General features: G+C 71.8%; 18 protein-coding genes. 8 read left to right on the plus strand and 10 right to left on the minus strand.

Annotation, left to right across the window (positions count from 1 at the left end; translation table 11 throughout):
• Window positions 1-56: 56 nt before the first annotated feature.
• From ACP4E5_RS17875 to ACP4E5_RS17900, 6 genes are all read right to left on the minus strand, one after another.
• Complete coding sequence (locus tag ACP4E5_RS17875; RefSeq protein WP_425829857.1) at window positions 57-806, minus strand: spherulation-specific family 4 protein; 750 nt, start codon at window positions 804-806, stop codon at window positions 57-59.
• A complete protein-coding gene (locus ACP4E5_RS17880) occupies window positions 794-1762 on the minus strand; it encodes an SDR family oxidoreductase (protein ID WP_425829859.1) in 969 nt (322 codons plus the stop codon). The genes ACP4E5_RS17875 and ACP4E5_RS17880 overlap by 13 nt, the downstream gene beginning before the upstream one ends.
• 319 nt (window positions 1763-2081) lie before the next feature.
• Entirely contained in the window at window positions 2082-3131 is a 1050-nt protein-coding gene (locus ACP4E5_RS17885; protein WP_425829861.1) for a hypothetical protein, read from the minus strand.
• Window positions 3132-4153: 1022 nt separating this feature from the next.
• Window positions 4154-6265, minus strand: coding sequence for a DUF3492 domain-containing protein (locus ACP4E5_RS17890; protein ID WP_425829863.1), 2112 nt, complete (start codon window positions 6263-6265; stop codon window positions 4154-4156).
• A 200-nt stretch (window positions 6266-6465) separates the two neighbouring features.
• The gene (locus ACP4E5_RS17895) at window positions 6466-7950 is read right to left on the minus strand and encodes a DUF3152 domain-containing protein (RefSeq protein ID WP_425829865.1); all 1485 of its coding nucleotides are present in this window, start codon (window positions 7948-7950) and stop codon (window positions 6466-6468) included.
• Window positions 7951-7958: 8 nt separating this feature from the next.
• A complete protein-coding gene (locus tag ACP4E5_RS17900) occupies window positions 7959-9008 on the minus strand; it encodes an alpha/beta fold hydrolase (RefSeq protein WP_425829867.1) in 1050 nt (349 codons plus the stop codon).
• Window positions 9009-9190: 182 nt separating this feature from the next.
• Between ACP4E5_RS17900 and ACP4E5_RS17905 the strand changes: the two genes are divergently transcribed.
• The 4 genes from ACP4E5_RS17905 to ACP4E5_RS17920 all read left to right on the plus strand — a co-directional run bounded on the left by ACP4E5_RS17905 (window position 9191) and on the right by ACP4E5_RS17920 (window position 11101).
• Window positions 9191-9409: a hypothetical protein gene (locus ACP4E5_RS17905; protein WP_425829869.1), complete on the plus strand. Its 219-nt coding sequence runs from the start codon at window positions 9191-9193 to the stop codon at window positions 9407-9409.
• A gap of 177 nt (window positions 9410-9586) precedes the next feature.
• Complete coding sequence (locus ACP4E5_RS17910) at window positions 9587-10228, plus strand: TetR/AcrR family transcriptional regulator (RefSeq protein ID WP_422474078.1); 642 nt, start codon at window positions 9587-9589, stop codon at window positions 10226-10228.
• A gap of 184 nt (window positions 10229-10412) precedes the next feature.
• On the plus strand, window positions 10413-10640 hold the full coding sequence (locus ACP4E5_RS17915; protein WP_326013968.1) for a DUF3107 domain-containing protein: 228 nt from the start codon (window positions 10413-10415) through the stop codon (window positions 10638-10640).
• Between the two features lie 185 nt (window positions 10641-10825).
• Window positions 10826-11101 carry a hypothetical protein gene (locus ACP4E5_RS17920; protein ID WP_425829871.1) on the plus strand — a complete coding sequence of 92 codons (276 nt, stop codon included), beginning with the start codon at window positions 10826-10828 and terminating at the stop codon, window positions 11099-11101.
• A 30-nt stretch (window positions 11102-11131) separates the two neighbouring features.
• On the opposite strand, the gene ACP4E5_RS17925 is transcribed toward ACP4E5_RS17920, so the two are convergent.
• A complete protein-coding gene (locus tag ACP4E5_RS17925; protein ID WP_425829873.1) occupies window positions 11132-11887 on the minus strand; it encodes a ferritin-like fold-containing protein in 756 nt (251 codons plus the stop codon).
• Between the two features lie 524 nt (window positions 11888-12411).
• Between ACP4E5_RS17925 and ACP4E5_RS17930 the strand changes: the two genes are divergently transcribed.
• The 3 genes from ACP4E5_RS17930 to ACP4E5_RS17940 all read left to right on the plus strand — a co-directional run bounded on the left by ACP4E5_RS17930 (window position 12412) and on the right by ACP4E5_RS17940 (window position 16140).
• Entirely contained in the window at window positions 12412-14772 is a 2361-nt protein-coding gene (locus ACP4E5_RS17930; RefSeq protein ID WP_425829875.1) for a DEAD/DEAH box helicase, read from the plus strand.
• A gap of 81 nt (window positions 14773-14853) precedes the next feature.
• Complete coding sequence (locus ACP4E5_RS17935) at window positions 14854-15729, plus strand: alpha/beta fold hydrolase (RefSeq protein WP_425829877.1); 876 nt, start codon at window positions 14854-14856, stop codon at window positions 15727-15729.
• 258 nt (window positions 15730-15987) lie between these two features.
• Window positions 15988-16140 (plus strand): hypothetical protein, encoded by a 153-nt coding sequence (locus tag ACP4E5_RS17940; protein WP_306317966.1) that lies wholly within the window; start codon window positions 15988-15990, stop codon window positions 16138-16140.
• 76 nt (window positions 16141-16216) lie between these two features.
• On the opposite strand, the gene ACP4E5_RS17945 is transcribed toward ACP4E5_RS17940, so the two are convergent.
• From ACP4E5_RS17945 to ACP4E5_RS17955, 3 genes are all read right to left on the minus strand, one after another.
• Window positions 16217-16822, minus strand: a complete 606-nt coding sequence (locus tag ACP4E5_RS17945) for a MarC family protein (protein ID WP_425829879.1) — start codon at window positions 16820-16822, stop codon at window positions 16217-16219.
• Between the two features lie 58 nt (window positions 16823-16880).
• Window positions 16881-17744: a PHP domain-containing protein gene (locus ACP4E5_RS17950; RefSeq protein WP_425841436.1), complete on the minus strand. Its 864-nt coding sequence runs from the start codon at window positions 17742-17744 to the stop codon at window positions 16881-16883.
• Between the two features lie 94 nt (window positions 17745-17838).
• Window positions 17839-18477, minus strand: coding sequence for a DUF6758 family protein (locus ACP4E5_RS17955; protein ID WP_425829881.1), 639 nt, complete (start codon window positions 18475-18477; stop codon window positions 17839-17841).
• 202 nt (window positions 18478-18679) lie between these two features.
• On the opposite strand from ACP4E5_RS17955, the gene ACP4E5_RS17960 reads away from it, so the two are divergent.
• The gene (locus ACP4E5_RS17960) at window positions 18680-19945 is read left to right on the plus strand and encodes an MFS transporter (RefSeq protein WP_425829883.1); all 1266 of its coding nucleotides are present in this window, start codon (window positions 18680-18682) and stop codon (window positions 19943-19945) included.
• The last annotated feature ends 24 nt before the right edge of the window (window positions 19946-19969 follow it).

Below are 19969 nucleotides of genomic sequence, written 5' to 3' on the forward strand. Positions count from 1 at the left end.
CCGTTGGTCGGTATCTACGTACGGTTGTTCCGTCTGTAACACTGCCACGCCCTCCTTCATTCCGAGACACCGCGTCCGATGCGCGAGACGATTTCGTCCCAGTAACCGGGCATCCCCTCCCAGGGGTCGGTCGAGCCGCCCCGGTCCGTGCGATCGGTGAAGTAGATCGTGCCCGCGCCCTGCCAGCGCGCGATGCGCAGCGCCTCCTCGAGGTGACCGAGGGGCATTCCGTGGACGAAGTGGCAGAACCGCTCGTGCGGATAGTCGGCGGTCCACTCGGCGACCTGGGACCAGCGATAGTCGCTCCAGGGGCCGGAGAAGGTCACCAACTGGTCGGCGCTCTCGGCGTATCCGGGGTACGGGTGGGTGCCGTGGTTGAACACGATGTACGCGTCGTCGACGAGGGCGCGCAGGGTCGTGGTGGCACGCCTGACCTCGGGGAGCGCGGCCCGCTCGGTGGGGCAGCGGTCGAAGTAGAAGCCGTCCACCTGGTACCAGTCGAGGAAGCGGTGCGCGTCGGAGACGAGTTCACCGAAGGCTCGGGCGCCATAGGTCAGGTCCAAGTGACCAAGGACACGCACCCCGGCCTGCCGGAGTCGCCCCACCGCCTCCAGGCAGTGCTGGTCGGGGCGGGATCCCGGACCATTGGCGACATTCAGAACAACCCAGTGCAAAGGCGTTGCGGGGCGGGTGAGTTCGGCCCACTCCGTGGGTGCGACGAGGGGGTGCGCGAAACCGGGGATGCCGAAGCCGAGTCGTACGTCGGTGCTCGACAGGCCGGTCGCGGTCGGGGTCAGATACGGCATGCCGCCTCCATCCAGATGTCGGCGAGGGACTCTTCGAGGTTGATGCGGGGACGCCAGCCGAGCCGGTCGCGGGCCGTGCGCACGTCGGCCTGCTGCCAGCTGCCGCAGCCGTCGGGGTACGGATACGCGGCCGGGGACGGTGGCATCCCGTGGTCGGATTCGGAGCGGGGGTGGGCGACGGATGTCCGCATCCCGACGGCGGGGCCGTCGAGTTCGTGGAGGGACCCGGCGAATCCGGCGACGCGGGCGAGCACGGCGGCGGCGTCACGCAGTCGCACGGCGCGGCCCGAGCCGATATTGATGACGCCCTGCGCGGCGGAGAGCGATGCGGCGTGCACGGCGCGCGCCACGTCCCGTACGTCGATGAAGTCGCGCTGTGCGCCGAGTCCGCCCAGCTTCAGTTCGCCGTCACCGGCCTGCATCGCGCGGCGCATCGCCTCGGCGAGCCGGCCGAGCGGGGAGCCGGCCGGGGTGCCGGGGCCCGCGGGCGAGAAGACGCGCAGGACGACGGCGTCGAGGCCGGAGCCGAGGACGAGTTCGGTGGCGGCGAGCTTGCTGACGCCGTACGGACCGCCGGGCCGGGGTACCGCGTCCTCCGCGGTGGACGAGCCGGGCTGCGAGGGCCCGTACTCGGCGCCGCAGCCGATCTGCACGAGGCGGGCGCCGCAGCCGCTGCGCCGAAGGGCCTCGCAGACGGTGGCGACGGCGACGGTGTTGTGCCGGGTGAGTTCGCGGGCACCGCCGCGGGTGGCGCCGGCGCAGTTGATGACCACTCCGGGGTGGACGGCGTCCAGGAAGCGGGTGAGGGCGCCAGGGCTGCCGGTGGCGAGGTCGAAGCGGACGTCGGCGTCGTCGCCCCGCCCGAGCGTGGTGAGCTGCACGGCGGGGTCGGCGAGCAGGCGGTCGGTGACGAAGCGGCCCAGATACCCGTTGGCTCCGATCAGCAGAACCCTCATCGGGTGCCTCCCAGGGTTCGCGCTCCGGTCCCTCGGAGCGCTCCGAGGGCGCCGTGCACTCCGCGCGCCGCGCGCGTGGCGCACCGGTCGTGGCTTCCGCGCTGCCCGTGAGGTCCGGAGTATCCGGCGTATCCGGCGCCTCCGGGAGGAGGGGTGGTCATCTGGCGTTCTCCTTATGAGGGTTGCCCTGGGTCTTCGGATGGCTCCGCGGTGTCGGCCCCGCGGAAATGGGGTGGTCCCGGTCATCTGGCGTGTGCTGGTCGCGGCGGCACGGTGTGCTCGACGGAGCCGGCGATACCGGGGGTCGCGGTCGTGGCCGTCATGGCGCCCAGCCGATGGGGTCGTCCGCGTTCGCGTGGGCGGAGGCCCGGGTCAGGGTGCGGGTGGCGTGCACGAGGAGGACGAGGGCGGCGACGGCGCAGGCGACCGTCGGTACGACGCCCGTGCCGACCGCGTCGACCGCGGTCTCGACGGGCAGGCCCAGGACGTCGCAGCCGGGCAGTCGTGCGGCGAAGACCGTGGCGACTGCCAGGACTTCGACGGCGACGGCGGCGCCGAGCGCGACGGCGGGGGCGTGGGTACGGCGGTGCGCGGCGAGGAGGCGGGCGAGCAGCAGCAGAACGCCCAGGGCGCCCACTCCGGCGTAGTCCACCTTCTCGTCGAGTACGGCCCCGGCCAGCACGAGGAGTGCGAGGAGGGCGAGCGTGAACAGGGTCACGGCCCCGAGGAGCAACGGGCGTACGGAGGCGGCGAACTCGGCGAGCCCGCGGCTGGTGGCGAGGCGGCGCCGCGCTCCGCCCGAGAAGAGCTGGGCGCACCAGGTGGCCGGTGCCACGGCGACGGCGAGCGCGGCCAGCGGCGCGGCCGCGGGGGCCCAGGGCTCGTCGGGCCCGCCCGCGAGCGCGGCGTCGAGGAGGCCGTCGCCGAGGAGGGCGTACGCGAGCAACCAGCAGGACCACAGCCGGGCCGAGGGGGCGGAGGGGCCGCCGACCGTGCGCAGCGGCCCGTGGCGCAGCGTCGCGCGCAGGGCGACCAGGGCGGCGAGCACGCCGACGAGGCCGATGGCCGCCCGAGCGGGGCCCGCCGTGGCGTGCAGGCCGAACAGTGTGAGGGCGCAGACGGCTCCCGGCAGCAGCGCGAGTGCGGCCCACAGGCCGCGCACGCCGGTGGTGGGACGGGTGACCTCGACGACGGGCTCGTACGGGTCGCCGTCCCTCGACGCGCGGGCGTACATCTCCTCGGCGAGCGAGAACACGTCCTTGTGGCGGAAGCGCGCGGCGGTCCTGTCGGTAACGCCATGGGCCTCCAGCCCTGCGGCGATCTCCAACGGGTCGACGGCCCGCTCGCACAGTTCACGGTGCCGGTGCATCAGCCCCTTGACCGGGTCGGCACCGGAACGGCGGTGAACGGGCCGGAAGTTGGCGCTGCGGGAATCGATGTCACGGGAGTCGTCACCGCGCGGACCGACGATCCGCGCAACATCCGCACGGTGCTCGGCCTCCGCGCGGGAATCGGCGTCCTGGGGGTCGTCGCCGCGGAAATCGACGTCACGGGAATCGCCGCCGCGCGGACCAACGGCCCAGGCAGCGTCCGCACGATGGTCAGCCTCCGCACGGGAATCGATGCCACGGGGATCGACGTCACGCGATTCGTCGCCGCTCGGACCAGCGACCCGCGCGGCATCCGCACGGTGGCCGGCCTTCGCACAGGAGTCGACGCCGCGGGAATCGGCGTCACGGGACTCGTCACGAGCAGGGCCGACGAGCCGCGCACCATCCGCACGATGGTCAGCCTCCGCACAGGAGTCGACGTCACGGGGATCGGCGCCGCGGGAATCGGCACCATCGAGGCCAACGCCACTGGTTCCGGCACCAGCCGTTTCAGCACCACTGGACTCGCTGCCGCGCGGCTCAACTCCCCCGCGATCAACGTCCCTGGGCTCAAGACCAACGGCCTCGACGTCACTCCGCTCAACGTCACCGGACCCCGCATCACGAAACCCCACGTCACGGGACCCCGCATCACGGACCCCGGCACCAAAGAACTCCGCGACATCAGCACGAACACCGGCACCGGCACCGCCGTTATCGCCGACGCCAGCTCCCTCGCCGCCTCCGGGGCCCCGGACACCGTCCCCGTCCCCGAACACAGAGGATCGCCACGCGGCGGGGTCACGCAGGAAGCCCGTTTCCAGGTCCGCCATGTCGGCCTGGTCCGTGGGGGCCGGGTCGTCGTTCGCCTCGCCGTCGCCGCCGCGCGACCCCAGCGCCTCCGCCGACCCCGCGCCCCACGCCCCGGCACTCACCGGTACTCGGGGCGCATCGGCGTCGCCCCCGGTATCGGTGTCGCCGAACGCGGCACGCTCACTCGTGCGTTCGCTGATACGCCCGGTCATCCGTCCGCCTTCCCGCAGCCCTGCGTCATCCCTGCCAACTGCTCCCGCGCACCACCACCGGCTCCCCAACTCGTCCCGGCAGCCCCGCCCGAGCGTCCGGCCAGCCACGCGCCGCCCCGGTCGCCCGAGCTCTGCGTGGTCCAGCGGCCCGGCACATGGGCCTCCGGCGGGTAGGCGAACGGCAAAGGGGTGCCCGCGTCGTCGACGACCTCCCGGCGCACCGGGCAGCGCGAGACGATCTCCAGGTAAATGCTGTGAAATGCCGTGATGTTCTGCTCAACGGTGAACAGCTCCAGGGCGCGCGCCCGAGCCGCCGCACCGAGCCGTTCGCGCCGCGCGGGGTCGCGCAGCAGCGCCACACACGCCTCGGCGAGCGCGCGCGGGTTGCGTGGCGGCACCACGAGCCCCGTGCCACCGATCACCTCGACGACGGCGCCCGCGTCCGTGGACACCGTCGCGCGCCCGCAGAACATGGCCTCGACCAGGCTGATCGGGAAGCCTTCGACGACGCTGGACAGGACGACGACACCGCAGGATCCGTAGACATCGGCGAGGTCCGGGGCCTCGGGGGAGCCCAACTCCTCGAAGGAGACGGGGTTCTCGCCCACTGCGTGGATCCCCTCCGCCTCGTCCGGGAAGAGCTGCGCGGCGAGGGCCTTGCAGTGCCCGAGGTACAGCGCGGCCTCGCGGTCCGCCGCGAGTTCCGAGGCGTCCGCCCCACCGCCACAGTGCCCACCGGGCGCCCTTCCGGAGACGAATCCGTCGGCCGGCCATCCGCCGCCGCCCACAAGCCCCGCGCCCGCGGCGGCCCCCGGACCCGAACCCGCCTCAGGCACTCCCACGATGCGCAGCCGGGCCTTCGGCTCCTCCTTGCGGATCTCGGAGAACGCGTGCAGCAGGGAGATGAGGTCCTTGGAGGGGTCGATGCGCCCGACCCAGACGAGGGTGTCCGGGTCGCCGGGCCCTTCCCGCTCACCCACCTCGGCGAAGTGGCCGGCCTCCATGCCGGGGTGAATGGTGCGCAGCTTGGCGCGGTCGGCACCGCACCGCTCCTGCCAGCGCCGCGCGTGCGCGTTCCCGGGGGTGATCACGGCGGCCTGCCGGTAGACCTCGGCGGCCAGCCGACCGTGGAAGGCGGCGAGGAGCGCGCGCACCGGCGCGCTCAACTCGGCGTCGCCCGCGGCGATGTACCGGGCCCTGAGCTGCACCCCGTATTCCGTGACGAGCAGCGGCACCCCGTAGAAGCGCTTGGCGATCAGGCCGGGCAGAGCGGCCGCGCCGCCGGAGGCCGCGTGGCAGAGATCGACGGACGCGAGCCCGCCCCCTCCGGACAGCCCGGTGGAGAAACCTGAAGCCGAAGCCGAAGACGAAGCCGAAGATGAAGCCGAAGTCGAACCCGCCGACGCACGCGACGACACACCCGACGACGTGCCCAACGGCGAAGCCGAAGCCCCCGACACCTCCTCCGACGCCGAACCCAACACCGAACCCGCCACCGGACCCGACGAGTGGCCCGCTGCATCGAACCCGGACCCGTCCTCGTACCAGTCCAGCGACAGCGGCCGCAGTTCACGCTCCACGTGCGCGGCGAAGGCGAGCAGATCGGGCACGCGGGCGGCGCGCACCGCTCGGAGCGCGCCCGGCGCGCGACAGGCGCGCTCCAGGATGCGTACGGCAGCCTCGGAACGCAGGGAGATGCCGAGACCGCCCTCGTCGCGGGCGAGTTCGGCAAGCCCGTACAGCGCGTTGGCGAAACGGTCCGCCTCGCTCGACCCCATGTCATCCGACGTCGCGCCGGCCGACACCACGGCCTCGACCAGCTCCCGGTACAACGCGGCGAAGCGACGCCGGGCCCGCCGCCCGAACGCGCCGTCGCGCGCGCCGCTCTCGCTCCCGGCGCCCGCCGCCGCCCACATCGGCGCGGTCCGCACGCGCATGACCTGAGGCGGCAGTTCGAGCCACCCCGCGTCCTCCTGCTCCTGACTGGTGGCGAGCGCGTAGATGTCGAACTCGTGCTGCTCGAGCCCGCGCACAAGCCGGTCGCACCAGAGTCTGGCCTCACCGTTCACATACGGATAACCACCCTCGGTCAGCAGTCCGATGCGCACGCGTACACCCCCGATCTCCCGTACAGGGAGCCGCCGTTGGGTTGGCGGCTCGCAGCGGGACGAACGTATGCGGACATGCCGGTGGCGTGATGGACGGTTGTCCATCACGCCACCAAAAGGGGTGAACGGGCGTAACTTTCCCGCACGCGCGACGTTTGGTCGCGCTATGAGACCGAACGGCTACGGATAGCTACGTAGCGTCAACCCTTGGGAAAGGCCCAGGGGTTGGGCTTGCACGTGATCCCGCCGGATGTCAGGAACTTCGTCTGCTGCTGCATGACCGGCGCGAGCGCGCCGTCCTGCGAGCAGGTCACGTGGTTGAAGCCGAGACGGTGCCCGACCTCGTGGTTGATGAGCATCTGCCGGTACGGGTAGATGGCGGTGTCGCCGAGCACGTCGTCGTACGTCTTCGAGCCCTGGGCCCACCGATACGCGTTGATCATCACGCGGTCGGTGGCGGCGGAGTCGCACGACACGTTGTCCTGCGTCGTGTCGAGGCCCGACTTCTGGCACCAGTCGGCCGTCGTGCCGGGGCTCGCGAGTGTGATCACGAAATCCGGCTTCCCGGAGGAGACCCGCTCGAAGGTGCGGGCGTTGTCGTGGGCCCAACTCCGCTTGTCGTTCAGGGTCTTCTGCACCGCCTGCGCGAACAGCGCCCCGTCGAGCCCGAGCCCCTTCTCCACGTCGACGCGGTAGCGGAACTTCTGCCCGCTGCCCGGCGCCTTGTCGGCCCCGGGGACCGTCGCGAACGAACCGGATGCCTTCAGATCCGCCGCGAGCGGGTACTTCTTGGCCATCTTCTGCCCGTACGTCGCCGGGGCGGCCTTCGCCGTCTCCTTCGGAGCGGCCCGCTGGTCCGTGCGCGAGGCGGAGCCACCGTTCGGGCGGCCACCCTCGGCGGCCTGCGCCCGCGCGTCACCCGCGGAGTCGCCGTCCTTGTCGGCGACCTGCCCCGCGACGACCACGGCGAGCACGGTGATGACGGCCGCGGCGGCGATGCCCGTGAAGGTCATGCCTCTGCCACGCTTCTCGCGTCCGCCGCCGGACTCGACCGGCGTCCGGTCCTCCGGCGGCGCGGGCGGCTCGGCGTCCCACTCGGCCACGCGCGCGTACGGATCCGTACGCGCGGGGGTGTCGAGACCCGCGGAGGCGCTGAAACCCGCACCCGTAGAGCCGTCGAACGCGTCGATGTAATCCTGCCGCGGATGCCCCTGAACCGACGCTCCTTGAACCGGCGCGTCCTGATCACTCGCACCCTGATCCCGCGCGCCCTGATCCGCCGCGCGTTGATCCCGCGCACCCTGATCCGGTCGCTCCTGCCGGGGCCGCGGCCCCGGCAGCGCCGAATCGGCGGGAACCGTCACACCGTGCTCGGGGCCGCGCGCCGACGCGACGGGGCCCGCGACCCGCGGCACGGACGCGCCCCAGCCGCCGCCCGGCTCCCGCGGCTCGGGGTGGCCGCCACGCACCGGCCCGGCCCCCGGACGCGCGGAACTGTGCCCCGAGAAGGGAGCACGCCCGGACGCCGAAGGCGGGGTCGGCGCGGGCGGCGCCTCGGCGGGCCCCCTTCGCCTGCGCCCGGTGCCCGTGCCCGGCCGCGACGGGGCGTGCGCCTCGGCCTCCACCTGTACGTCGACGGCGTCCTCTGTGCCGTCTGCCGATCCTCGGCGGCTATGCCGTCCCACAGGCCGCCTCAGCTCCCCAATGTCGTGTGGTCGTCGGTGCCGGACTTGTCACTCACGGCACCACCGACACTACTGGCGCTCCCGCGCCTCTTGTCCAACGCTTCGGTGTCGGCGAGGAGTTCCCGGAACGCCGTCGCGACCGTCCGCGGGTACTCCATCATCGCGACGTGCCCCGCGTCCGGGAGCGTGAGCAGCCTCGAGTCCCGGAAGGCACGCGCCGCGCGGGCCGCCATCCGGTACGAGACCAGCAGGTCACGCCCTCCGTATATGAGCTGCGTCGGCGCGAGCACCCGCTCGGCCTGCCGCCAGAGGCCGTGCTGCCCGCCGAGCGTGTACGCGTTCACGACACCGCGCGCGGAGCGGGCCATCGCGTCCCAGAAGTACGGCAGCTGAAGCCGCCGTTCCATTTCCTCGACGGCCGCTCGGAAGCCCTCGGGCGTGACCCGGTTCGGGTCCCCGTAGCAAAGAGCCATGACGCCGCGCACCCGCTGCTCCGGGGTCCACTCCTTCGTCAGGCGCGTGAAGAGCGGCGCGACGCCGGGCACCGCGAGCAGGCCGGTCGGCAGGGCGGTGCGCTGCACCCGGATCTCCGGCAGCGCGGGCGACACCAGGGTCAGCGTGCGCACGAGATCGGGGCGCGCCGCGGCCACGCGCGTGGCGACGGCTCCGCCCAGCGAGTTCCCGAAGAGGTGCACAGGGCCGCGGTCCTGCGCGTCGAGATAACGGACGACCGCGCGCGCGTGCCCGGTCACCGAGTAGTCGCCGTCGTCCGGCGGCGGCGAGTCGCCGAATCCCGGCAGGTCGACGGCCTCCCCGTCGACGACGTCCTCGAGCAGCGGCATCAGCGCCGACCAGTTCTGCGAGGATCCGCCGAGCCCGTGCACGTACAGCGCGGGCGGCAGCCCCTGACGCGCTCCGGGGCGGGCCCTGACCGACAGCGTCAGCCCGGGGAGCGCGACCGATCGCAGGTGCTCCCCCTCCGCGACTTCGACGGCGCCCGGCGTGGGCGTCGCGGCGGCGAGGACGGCTGGCACGCGCGGCGACTCGGTCGAAGACATGCGACATATGTTACGAGACGATCACGCAGTGGATCGCGTGTTCGCCGTCACAGATCCAAACGCCGCACGGCCCGGCAGCTCCACCGGGGCAGAAAGATCGCGTCGCGCCCCGATCGGGTGTCTCCTACGCTCGATATCTGGGCACCCGTCCACGCACGGACAGGTGAGGAAGGGAGCCACCGATGACGGTCGACCCGAGCGACCCCGAGACCTTTGCAGAGCAGCGCCCCGCAGAGGCGGGCGTGGAGGCCCCCGAGGCCGACACCGCTGAGCAGTACACGGACCTCGCGCCCGAGCAGGACGACGAGCCCGACACGGAGGCCGACCCGGACACCGCGAACGAGGCGGACCGCGCGGAGCAGGCCCGCGTCGTCGCGATCGACGAGGACGACTACCGGTGAGCGGTGCGCCACGATCCACCCATTTGTGACCACAGATGTGACATCGGGCTCGCTACATGCGGTTTTCACAGAAGTCCGGTCCGTGAAATTCTGCGCTCGCACCGCGCACATCAGGGTTACTCAAAAGTACGATGGCGTCGCGGCGCACACCGCGCACGGACAATCTTGGGAGGCGGCGTGACAGCCATCGAGCAGACGGAGGCAGCGCGCCCCAAGGGCACACGCCTGCCGCGCCGTGCCCGACGCAATCAGCTTCTGGGCGCGGCCCAGGAGGTTTTTGTCGCGCAGGGGTACCACGCGGCCGCGATGGACGACATCGCCGAGCGGGCCGGCGTCAGCAAGCCGGTGCTGTACCAGCACTTTCCCGGCAAGCTCGAGCTCTACCTGGCGCTGCTCGACCAGCACTGCGAATCCCTGCTGCAGTCGGTCCGCACGGCGCTCGCCTCCACGACGGACAACAAGCAGCGCGTCGCGGCGACCATGGACGCCTACTTCGCGTACGTGGAGGACGAGGGCGGCGCGTTCCGACTCGTCTTCGAGTCCGACCTGACGAACGAGCCGGCGGTGCGCGAGCGCGTCGACCGGGTCAGCCTGCAGTGCGCCGAGGCGATCTCGGACGTGATCGCCGAGGACACGGGCCTGTCCAAGGACGAGTCCATGCTTCTCGCGACGGGCCTCGGCGGCGTCTCGCAGGTCGTCGCGCGCTACTGGCTGTCCAGCGCGAGCCCGGTCGAGCGCGACACCGCGGTGCAACTGCTGACGTCGCTCGCCTGGCGCGGCATCGCGGGCTTCCCGCTGCACGGCGCGGAGCACAACTGAGCGCGCGCCACTGAGCGCGCGCCCGCGCGCGGGCACCCCGGCCACACGGCGCACTTTGTTCCCGTCCGGCTGTTCGCTCTTGGCGTGCAGCCGTGGCGCCGGGACTCTCGCCTGGCCGGGCTAATGTTTGCTGGGTACGGCGCGGTGTTCCGCGCACATCACGGATCGTCGGAGGGACAAGGCCGTGGAGGTCAAGATCGGCGTGCTGCACACGCCTCGCGAGATCGTTCTGGAGAGCGACCAGTCCGCCGAGGAGGTCGAGAGCGCGGTGTCCGCGGCGCTGTCCGGCAAGTCCCAGCTCCTCTCCCTGAAGGACGAGAAGGGCCGCAAGGTCCTCGTCCCCGCCGAGCGCCTCGCCTATGTCGAGCTCGGCGAACCGTCGGCGCGGAAGGTGGGCTTCGGCCCGCTGTAGAGCCTCCCGGAAGGGACGCGCGGACAGAACGTGAAAGGCCTGATGGCACAGCCGCCATCAGGCCTTTTGCATGTTCACAGCGAACTCGCGGTCGGTCCTCGCGCGGAGGGTTGCGTCCGGGAGGCCAGGGGTAGACCGGCTACGTCCGATGTGCACCTACTGGCCGCGCGGGAGGTATCCGCACCATGCTTCTCGAAGCTCTCGGCTCCGCACTGCTCGGCATGGCACTCGCCCTCGGGGCGGGTCACCGTCTGCCGCACCGGCTGCCGTCCCGCACACTCGTGCTGCCGACCGGCGTCGCGGGCGCCCTGTTCGGGGCGTTCGTCACCCACAGCGCGCTGGGTCCCGACCACGCGATCGCCACGCTCGTGGGCGCGGTCGCGATGTCCGTGGCCCTGCTCTCGCTGCTGCTGCGCCCCACCCGTGGCAGAGCGCGACAGCAGCTGACCCCGTCCGCGTAGCAGCCGAAACAGCGGAACCCGAAGGCGCCGCTAGGCGGCGAGTCCGAGCGCGGCCATCCGCTTCGTGTGCGCCTCGGTGATCCGCGAGAACATCTTGCCGACCTCGGCCAGGTCGAAACCGTCGGCCACGCCTCCGACCAGCATCGTCGACAGCGCGTCCCGGTCCGCGACCACCCGCTGCGACTGCGACAGCGCCTCCCCCATGAGCCGCCGCGCCCACAGCGCGAGCCGGCCGCCCACGCGCGGGTCGGCGTCGATCGCGGCGCGCACCTTCTCGACGGCGAACGACGCGTGGCCGGTGTCGTCGAGCACGGCGAGGACGAGCGACCGGGTGTCCGAGTCGAGGCGGGCAGCGACCTCCCGGTAGAAGTCGGACGCGATCGCGTCGCCGACGTACGCCTTGACCAGGCCCTCCAGCCAGTCCGACGGCGCGGTCTGGCGGTGGAAGCCGTCGAGGGCGCCGACGAAGGGGTCCATCGCGTCGGTCGGCTCCACGCCGATCGCGGAGAGCCTGTCGCGCAACTGCTCGAAGTGGTGGAACTCGGCGGACGCCATCTTGGCCAGCTCCGCCTTGTCGGCCAACGTGGGCGCCAGCTTCGCGTCTTCGGCGAGCCGTTCGAACGCCGCCAGCTCTCCGTACGCGAGCGCGCCCAGCAGGTCGACGACGGCGGCGCGGTAGTTCTCGTCCGCGGACGCGGTGGCCCAGTCCTGGGCGGCGATACCGGTGAGGCCCTGGTTCGACTGGGGTGCGTCGGCGGTCGGCGTGGCGTTGTCAGGCGTCTCCATGAAGCGCACAATAGCCCGCTCTTCGCGTCGCGGAAGTCCCTGGTCAAGGAGTGTGACAACGGCTACGTGACCCATTCGGCCAACGCACATGCGCGTTTCCGGGGTATGGTGGTAATGAGCCCGCCGAGTGCAAGGCGCCGAAAAGGTGCGTGCGCGCGTATATGCGACGGGCCTCAAGAATGAGGATGCCCGGTCGGAGGCCCGATCGGCTCCGACCCGACAGCCCTCCGGGTCGTACGTCACAAGGCGTACGGATCTGAGGAGGGGCCCTCAGCGGCACGAGCGCTCGAGCGTCGGCAGTGGTCCCGCGCCATCCGGTCCACCCGATCCCCGCAGACCGCGGCTCGAGTCCGGTGTACCGACCGGCACGGTCACGACCCCCGCGTTCGCCTCGCGCCGCACCTCACAGAAGAGGCAACACCCTGACTACGCAGACTTCGACTTTCCGTCAGCTCGGCATTCTTCCCGAGACCGCGGAGGCCCTTGAGGCCGTCGGCATCATCAATCCCTTTCCCATCCAGGAGATGACCCTCCCCGTCGCCCTTTCCGGCTCGGACGTCATCGGCCAGGCGAAGACCGGTACGGGCAAGACCCTCGGTTTCGGCCTCCCACTCCTGGAGCGCGTCACCGTCCCCGCGGACGTCGAGGCCGGCCGGGCCACGCCCGAGCAGCTGACCGACGCCCCGCAGGCCCTCGTCGTCGTTCCGACGCGCGAGCTGTGCCAGCAGGTGACCAATGACCTCCTGACCGCCGGCAAGGTGCGCAACGTGCGCGTTCTCGCCATATATGGCGGTCGTGCGTACGAGCCCCAGGTCGAGGCCCTCAAGAAGGGCATCGACGTCGTCGTCGGTACGCCCGGCCGACTGCTCGACCTGGCAGGCCAGAAGAAGCTGAACCTCTCGCACGTCAAGGCGCTCGTCCTCGACGAGGCCGACGAGATGCTCGACCTGGGCTTCCTGCCCGACGTCGAGCGGATCATCAACATGCTGCCGGCGAAGCGTCAGACGATGCTGTTCTCGGCGACCATGCCGGGCGCCGTCATCGGCCTGGCCCGCCGCTACATGTCGCAGCCCACGCACATCCGCGCCACCGCGCCGGACGACGAGGGCCAGACCGTCGCGAACACGAAGCAGCACGTGTACCGCGCGCACAACATGGACAAGCCCGAGATGGTCGCGAGGATCCTGCAGGCCGAGGGCCGCGGGCTCGCCATGGTCTTCTGCCGGACGAAGCGGACGGCCGCGGACATCGCCGACCAGCTGCAGAAGCGCGGCTTCGCCTCCGGCGCGGTCCACGGCGACCTGGGCCAGGGCGCTCGCGAGCAGGCGCTGCGCGCCTTCCGCAACGGCAAGGTGGACGTCCTCGTCTGCACCGATGTCGCCGCGCGCGGTATCGACGTCGACGACGTGACGCACGTCATCAACTACCAGTCCCCCGAGGACGAGAAGACCTACTTGCACCGCATCGGCCGCACCGGCCGCGCGGGCAAGAAGGGCATCGCGATCACGCTGGTCGACTGGGACGACATCCCGCGCTGGCAGCTGATCAACAAGGCGCTGGACCTGGACTTCAACGACCCGGTCGAGACGTACTCCTCCTCGCCGCACCTGTACGAGGAGCTCAACATCCCGGTCGGCACCAAGGGTGTTCTGCCGCGCTCGGAGCGCACGCGCGCCGGGCTCGGGGCCGAGGAGATCGAGGACCTGGGCGAGACCGGTGGCCGTGGGGCGTCGTCCTCGCGCGGCGGCCGTGGTGGCCGGGGCGACCGCGACCGTGACCGTGATCGGGACCGCGAGCAGCGCGAACAGCGTGAGCGCCCGGCGCGCACGCCGCGCCGCCGTCGGCGTATGCGCGGTGGCGAGCCGGTCGGCGCCGGGGAGGCCACGGCCGCACCCGCGCCCACCTCCGCCCCCGCGTCTGCTCCCGCTCCCGTGGAGGAGTCCGCCGAGCCGCGGACGCCGCGTCGTCGTCGCCGTACGCGCGGTGGCGCCGGCTCCGCCCCGTCGGCCGCGCCGGTGGCACCCGCCGCCGAGGCGGTCGTGGAGACCGTCGAGGCGGAGATCCCCGCCCAGCCGCGTCGTCGTACGCGCAAGAAGGCCGAGCCCGTCGTCGAGACGGTGGAAGCCGTGCCGGCGGCCGCCGAGCCGGAGCAGGCCGAGCCGAAGGCGAAGCCCGCGCGCACCCGCAAGAAGGCGGAAGCCGCGGTCGACACGGCCGAGGCAGCCGAGGCCAAGCCGGCCACGCGGACCCGTACGCGCAAGACCGCGGAAGCCGCCGTCGACACCGTCGAGGCGACCGAGGCCAAGCCCGCCACGCGGACCCGTACCCGCAAGAAGGCGGAGGCCGCCGTCGACACCGCGGAGGCGGCCGAGGCCAAGCCGGCCACCCGCGCGCGTACCCGCAAGAAGGTGGAGGCCGCGGTCGACACCGTCGAGGCCACCGAGGCGAAGCCCGCGCGGACGCGCAAGAAGGCCGAGCCCGTCGCCGAGGCGGCGGACGCGACCGAGGCGAAGCCGGCCCGTACGCGTACGCGCAAGAAGGCGGAGGCCGCGGTCGACACCGCGGAGGCCGCCGAGGCCAAGCCCGCCACGCGGACCCGCACCCGCAAGAAGGCCGAGCCCGTCGTCGAGACCGCCGAGGCGGCCGTGGCGACCGAGGCGAAGCCGCGTCGTACGCGCAAGAAGGCTGAAGCCGCCGTCGACACCGCGGAGGCTGCCGAGGCGAAGCCCGCCGCGCGGACCCGGACCCGTAAGAAGGCCGAGCCCGTCGTCGACGCCGCTGAGGCGAAGCCGGCGCGGACGCGCAAGAAGGCCGAGCCGGCCGCCGAGGCGACCGAGACGAAGCCGCGTCGTACGCGCAAGAAGGTCGAGGCCCCCGAGGCCTGATCGGTCCACGGCGAAAGGCCCGGATCCCGCTGCCGCGGGGTCCGGGCCTTCGTTGTCGGTGGCTGCCCGTAATCTCGACGCATGAGCAGGCCCGCGACCTTCACCCCGCCGCCCGGCACCCGTGCGCACCGCCTCCGCACCGCCCGTGGCGAGTTCGCCGCGCTCACCGGCGAGCCGGCCGAGGGCCCGGTTCGGGGGACCGCCCTGCTGCTTCCCGGGTTCACGGGGAGCAAGGAGGACTTCATCGAGCTGCACGCCCCGTTGAGCGCGGCCGGTTACCGGACCGTCGCCGTGGACGGCCGCGGGCAGTACGAGTCGGAAGGCCCGAAGGGCGACGAACGGCCTTACCAGCAGCGCGAGTTGGCACGCGACGTACTCGCACAGACGGCAGCACTCCAAGCCGACGCAGGAGCCGGCCGGGTGCATCTGCTGGGGCACTCGCTCGGTGGGCTCGTCGCGCGCGCGGCGATCATCGAGGACCCCGCGCCGTTCGCCTCGCTCACGCTGATGTCCTCGGGGCCCGCCGCCGTAGCCCGCCCCCAGCAGGAGCGCGCCAAGCTGCTCCAGGACGCCCTCGCCGCGCTCGACATGGCCCAGGTGTGGGAGGCGATCCAGGGTCTGGACGCCCCGGAGGACGCCGCCGACCTGCGCGGTGACGGCGAGGACCTGCGCCGCCGCTGGATGCGGAACAGCCCGGCCCAGCTCATCGCCACGGCGGAGCAGCTGCGCACGGAGCCGGACCGGGTCGACGAGCTGGCCGCGCTCGGCCTCGCGACACATGTGCTGTCGGGCGAGCGGGACGACACCTGGCCCGTGCCGCTCCTCGACGACATGGCGGCGCGCCTCGGCGCGGAGCGCACCGTCGTCGCCGGGGCCGAGCACTCCCCCAATACCGACCAGCCGCAGGCCACCGCCGCCGCGCTCGCCGCCTTCTGGGACCGGCATCCGGCGGCGTAGAACGGCACGAAACAGCACCTCACGGGCCTCTCGCGGCACTACTGACGCACGAGTAATTAGCCGATCGAAAAATTTCCTTAGCGTAGGGAATGTTTGCAGCGGACAACTCGTTGTACCCACAGGAACGCGCGACACCGCTGCCGCGCAATTCACTCTTAACGGCCGGGCAACCGCCCGGCCGTACCGCGGGAGCAAGCTGAGAAGCCCCCGCACCAGTAGTTCTCCTTCAGGAGGATCACCAGACGAAGGGAGAAGCCCATGCGCTTCGAAATCATGCGACTCGACGATGTCGACGGCACCGCCGTGGACAGCACCGTCGTGGACGCCGCCTCCGTCAACCGGATCGTTCAGCAGGCCGCCGCCATCGGGCAGCGCCTCTACATCCGCCCGGCAGAGTCGTCCGCCTCGTAACGGCGTAAGCGACTCACACACTTCGAAGCCCCCGTACGCACGATGCGTACGGGGGCTTCGCTGTGGTCCGGCGCCCTCAGGAGCCCTGGATCACCTGGGTCACGCCGTTGATGATCTGCTGCACCGCGATCGCGGAGAGCATCATGCCCGCGAGCCGGGTCACCAGCACCACACCGCCGTCCTTGATGACGCGGATGATCACCAGCGAGTAGCGCATCACCAGCCACAGCACCACGTGGATCGCGATGATCGCGGACCAGACGGAGATCTGGCCGCCCACCGAGTCCGCGTCCTGCACGGCGAGGATCACGGAGACGATCGCGCCGGGCCCGGCGAGCAACGGCATGCCGAGCGGCACGAGGGCGACGTTCACGTCCTTGGTCTGCTTGGGCTCGTCCGTCTTGCCGGTCAGGAGGTCGAGCGCGATCAGAAGCAGCAGCAGACCGCCCGCGATCATCAGGGCCGGGACGGACACGTGCAGATAGGCCAGGATCTGGTTGCCCAGAACGCCGAACACGGCGATGACGCCGAAGGCGACGCAGACCGCCTGGAAGGCCATGCGCTTCTGGACCTTGGCGGGGCGGCCCGCGGTGAGGGCGAGGAAGATCGGGGTGATTCCGGGGGGATCCATAATCACAAAAAGCGTGAGAAAAAGGGATCCGAAAACGGCAGCGTCGAACACGGTGGGGTGCCTTGCGAGAGTGGTGCGGAAGGGTGGGTCGAGGTGACTACGGGGCGCGTCAGGCGCCGCGTCCGCCGGCGCCCGGCACCGGGAAGGCGCCCGTGGCACGCCGCGTGATCTCCCCGTAGACCTCGGGGTCGGTGGTGTACTCGCCGAGCACGCACGTCTTGCGGCTGCCGTGGTAGTCCGAGGACCCGGTGACCAGCAGGCCGACGTCGGCGGCGAGGCCGCGGAGGCGGTCGCGGGTCGCGGCGTCGTGGTCCATGTGGTCGACCTCTATGCCGTCGAGCCCGGCCTCCGCCAGCTTCGCGATCGCCGACTCGGGCACGGTGCGGCCGCGCTTGGCGGCGGCGGGGTGCGCGAACACGGTGACGCCACCGGCGGCCTTGACGAGCCGGATCGCCTCGAAGGGGTCGGTCTCGTGCTTCGGGGCGTACGCGCGCCCGCCGTCGGCGAGCCAGTCGTCCGTGAAGGCGTCCGAGACCGTGGGGACGACGCCGAGTTCGACCAGCGCCGTGGCGACGTGCGGGCGGCCGACCGAACCGTCGCCCGCGATCCGGGCGACCTGTTCCCAGGTGACGGGGACGCCGAGCTCGTTCAGCTTGGCGATCATGCCCTTGGCGCGCGGCACCCGGTCGTCGCGGACCAGCTCGCGCTCGGCGAGCAGGGCCGGCTCCTCGGGGTCGAAGAGGTAGGCCAGCATGTGCATGCTCACGCCGTCGAGGCGGCAGGAGAGCTCGGCGCCGGTGACGAGGGTGAGCCCCTCGGGCAGGGCCGCGAACGCTTCGGCGTGCCCGCGCGTGGTGTCGTGATCGGTGAGCGCGACGACGTCCAGGCCGGACGCGGCGGCGTTCCGTACGAGTTCGGCGGGGCTGTCCGTGCCGTCGGAGGCGGTGGAGTGGGTGTGCAGATCGATGCGCACGGCTGCGTACTCCAGGCTCGACGGCTGACGGGGACCGCTCAAGGATAACGGGGATTCCCGCACCCCCGTCACCACCGAACCGGGCGCTGAACCCTTACGGCATGATGCGCGGCGACAGCGCCCCGCACGGCAGCAGATCCACCTCGGCCCCCGCGTCCCGCAGGTCCGTGAGCACCAGCTCGTCGTACATCAGCATCCCCGTCTGCTCCGGCCACACGACCGCCCACAGCCACAGGCCGCGCGCCTCGCCGGCGAAGACCGCCCGGTCGTCCGGCGCACCGGAGACGTGCCACAACGGGGTGGGCCGGCCCGCGGCGAGCACCTTGGCCTGCGGGGGCCCCGAGACCTCCATGTACGGGCCGGGGTCGGGGCCGTCGATCCCCGCGTAGCGCGCGCCGAGCCCGACGCCCAGCTCCTCGGCGACGAGCACCAGCTCACCGGGGCCGCCGAGCGGCCCGGGACCCGAGCAGGCGACGGCGGTGGCACGGCCGCCGTGCCGCTCGTCCCCCGCGTTGGCCACGCCGGTGAACAGCCAGCCGACGGGCAGCGGCCACGGCATCCAGACCGGCACACGCGCGCGGTGCACCACGACGCCGAGCGCCTCGACGCTGGGCGGGATCACGGGCTGCATCGGGTGCACGGTCCCGTGCACATCGCACTGCCAGGAGTCGGCAAAGAGTCCGGGAGCCCTGACCCGGCCACCACACTTCGGGCAACTGGGTTCGCCCCTCATAAGGCCCCACGGTCCTCCCCGTCCCGCGCCGCGTCAAGGACGATCACCCGTCCGGAGGGCACCGCCGTGGCGACCCCACCAGGGCAGGTAGATGTAGCTTGCACTAATTAGCTGCTCTAACTTATTATGCGTATACGCCAACGATCCGGTCGGAAGACTCGGACGGCTCGAAGGACTCCAAGGACCCGAAGGAGCAGCAGGCATGAGCCACAGCAGTACAGGCAGTACAGGAGGTCCCGCCGAAGGGGACACCTTCGACGCAGGTGCGGGCAGCATCCTGCGTCAACCGAAGGCGGTCTGGGCGACCGCCGGGGCATCCGTCGTCGCCTTCATGGGCATCGGCCTCGTCGACCCGATCCTGCCGTCGATCGCCAAGGGCCTCGAAGCGACACCGAGCCAGGTCTCCCTGCTCTTCACCTCGTACTTCCTGATCACCGCCATCGCCATGCTGGTGACCGGGTTCGTCTCCAGTCGCATCGGCGGCAAGAAGACCCTCCTCGTCGGCCTCGCCCTCGTGGTGATCTTCGCGGCGCTCGCGGGCACCTCGGGCTCCGTCGGCGAGCTCGTCGGCTTCCGCGCGGGCTGGGGTCTCGGCAACGCGCTCTTCGTGTCGACCGCGCTGGCGGTCATCGTCGGCGCCGCCGCCGGTGGCAGCGCCGCCGCGATCCTCCTCTACGAGTCCGCGCTCGGGCTCGGCATGGCCTGCGGGCCGCTCGTCGGCGCCCTGCTCGGCAACGCCAGCTGGCGCTACCCGTTCTTCGGCACCGCAGCGCTGATGGCCGTCGGCTTCCTCTGCATCACGGTGTTCCTGAAGGAGCAGCCGAAGCCCGCGCAGAAGACCTCGATCCTCGATCCCATCAAGGCGCTCGGCCACGGCGGCCTCGCGTCGGCGGCGATCTCGGCCTTCTTCTACAACTACACGTTCTTCACGGTGCTGGCCTTCACGCCGTTCGTGCTGAACATGACCCCGTACAAATCGGGCGCGGTGTTCTTCGCCTGGGGTGTGCTGCTCGCGCTGTTCTCGGTGATCGTCGCGCCGCGCATGCAGGCCAGGTTCGGCTCACTCAAGGTGCTCGGCGGTTCGCTCGTGCTGCTCGCCGTGGACGTGCTCGTCCTCGGGTACGGCAACCACACCGCGGCCATCGTCTGCACGATCCTGTCCGGCGCGTTCATCGGCGTGAACAACACCGTCTACACCGAGCTCGCGCTCGGCGTCTCGGACGCGCCGCGGCCGGTGGCGAGCGCCGGCTACAACTTCGTCCGGTGGTTCGCCGCCGCGGCGGCCCCGTTCTTCGCGCCGAAGATCGAGGAGTGGAGCAACATCCACATCCCGTTCGTGGTCGCCGCGATCACGGCGGTGCTGGGCGCGGTCGTGGTCTGGGTACGCAGGAGCGCACTCACCCACGAGGCCGAGGAGTTGGAGCCGAAGCACGCCACCGAGGACAGCGTCTCGGTCTACGCGAGCTGACCGGTTCTCGGGCCGGCCGGCCGG

The organism is Streptomyces fractus, from assembly GCF_049844455.1.
In the GTDB taxonomy this organism is placed as follows: Bacteria; Actinomycetota; Actinomycetes; order Streptomycetales; family Streptomycetaceae; genus Streptomyces; species Streptomyces fractus.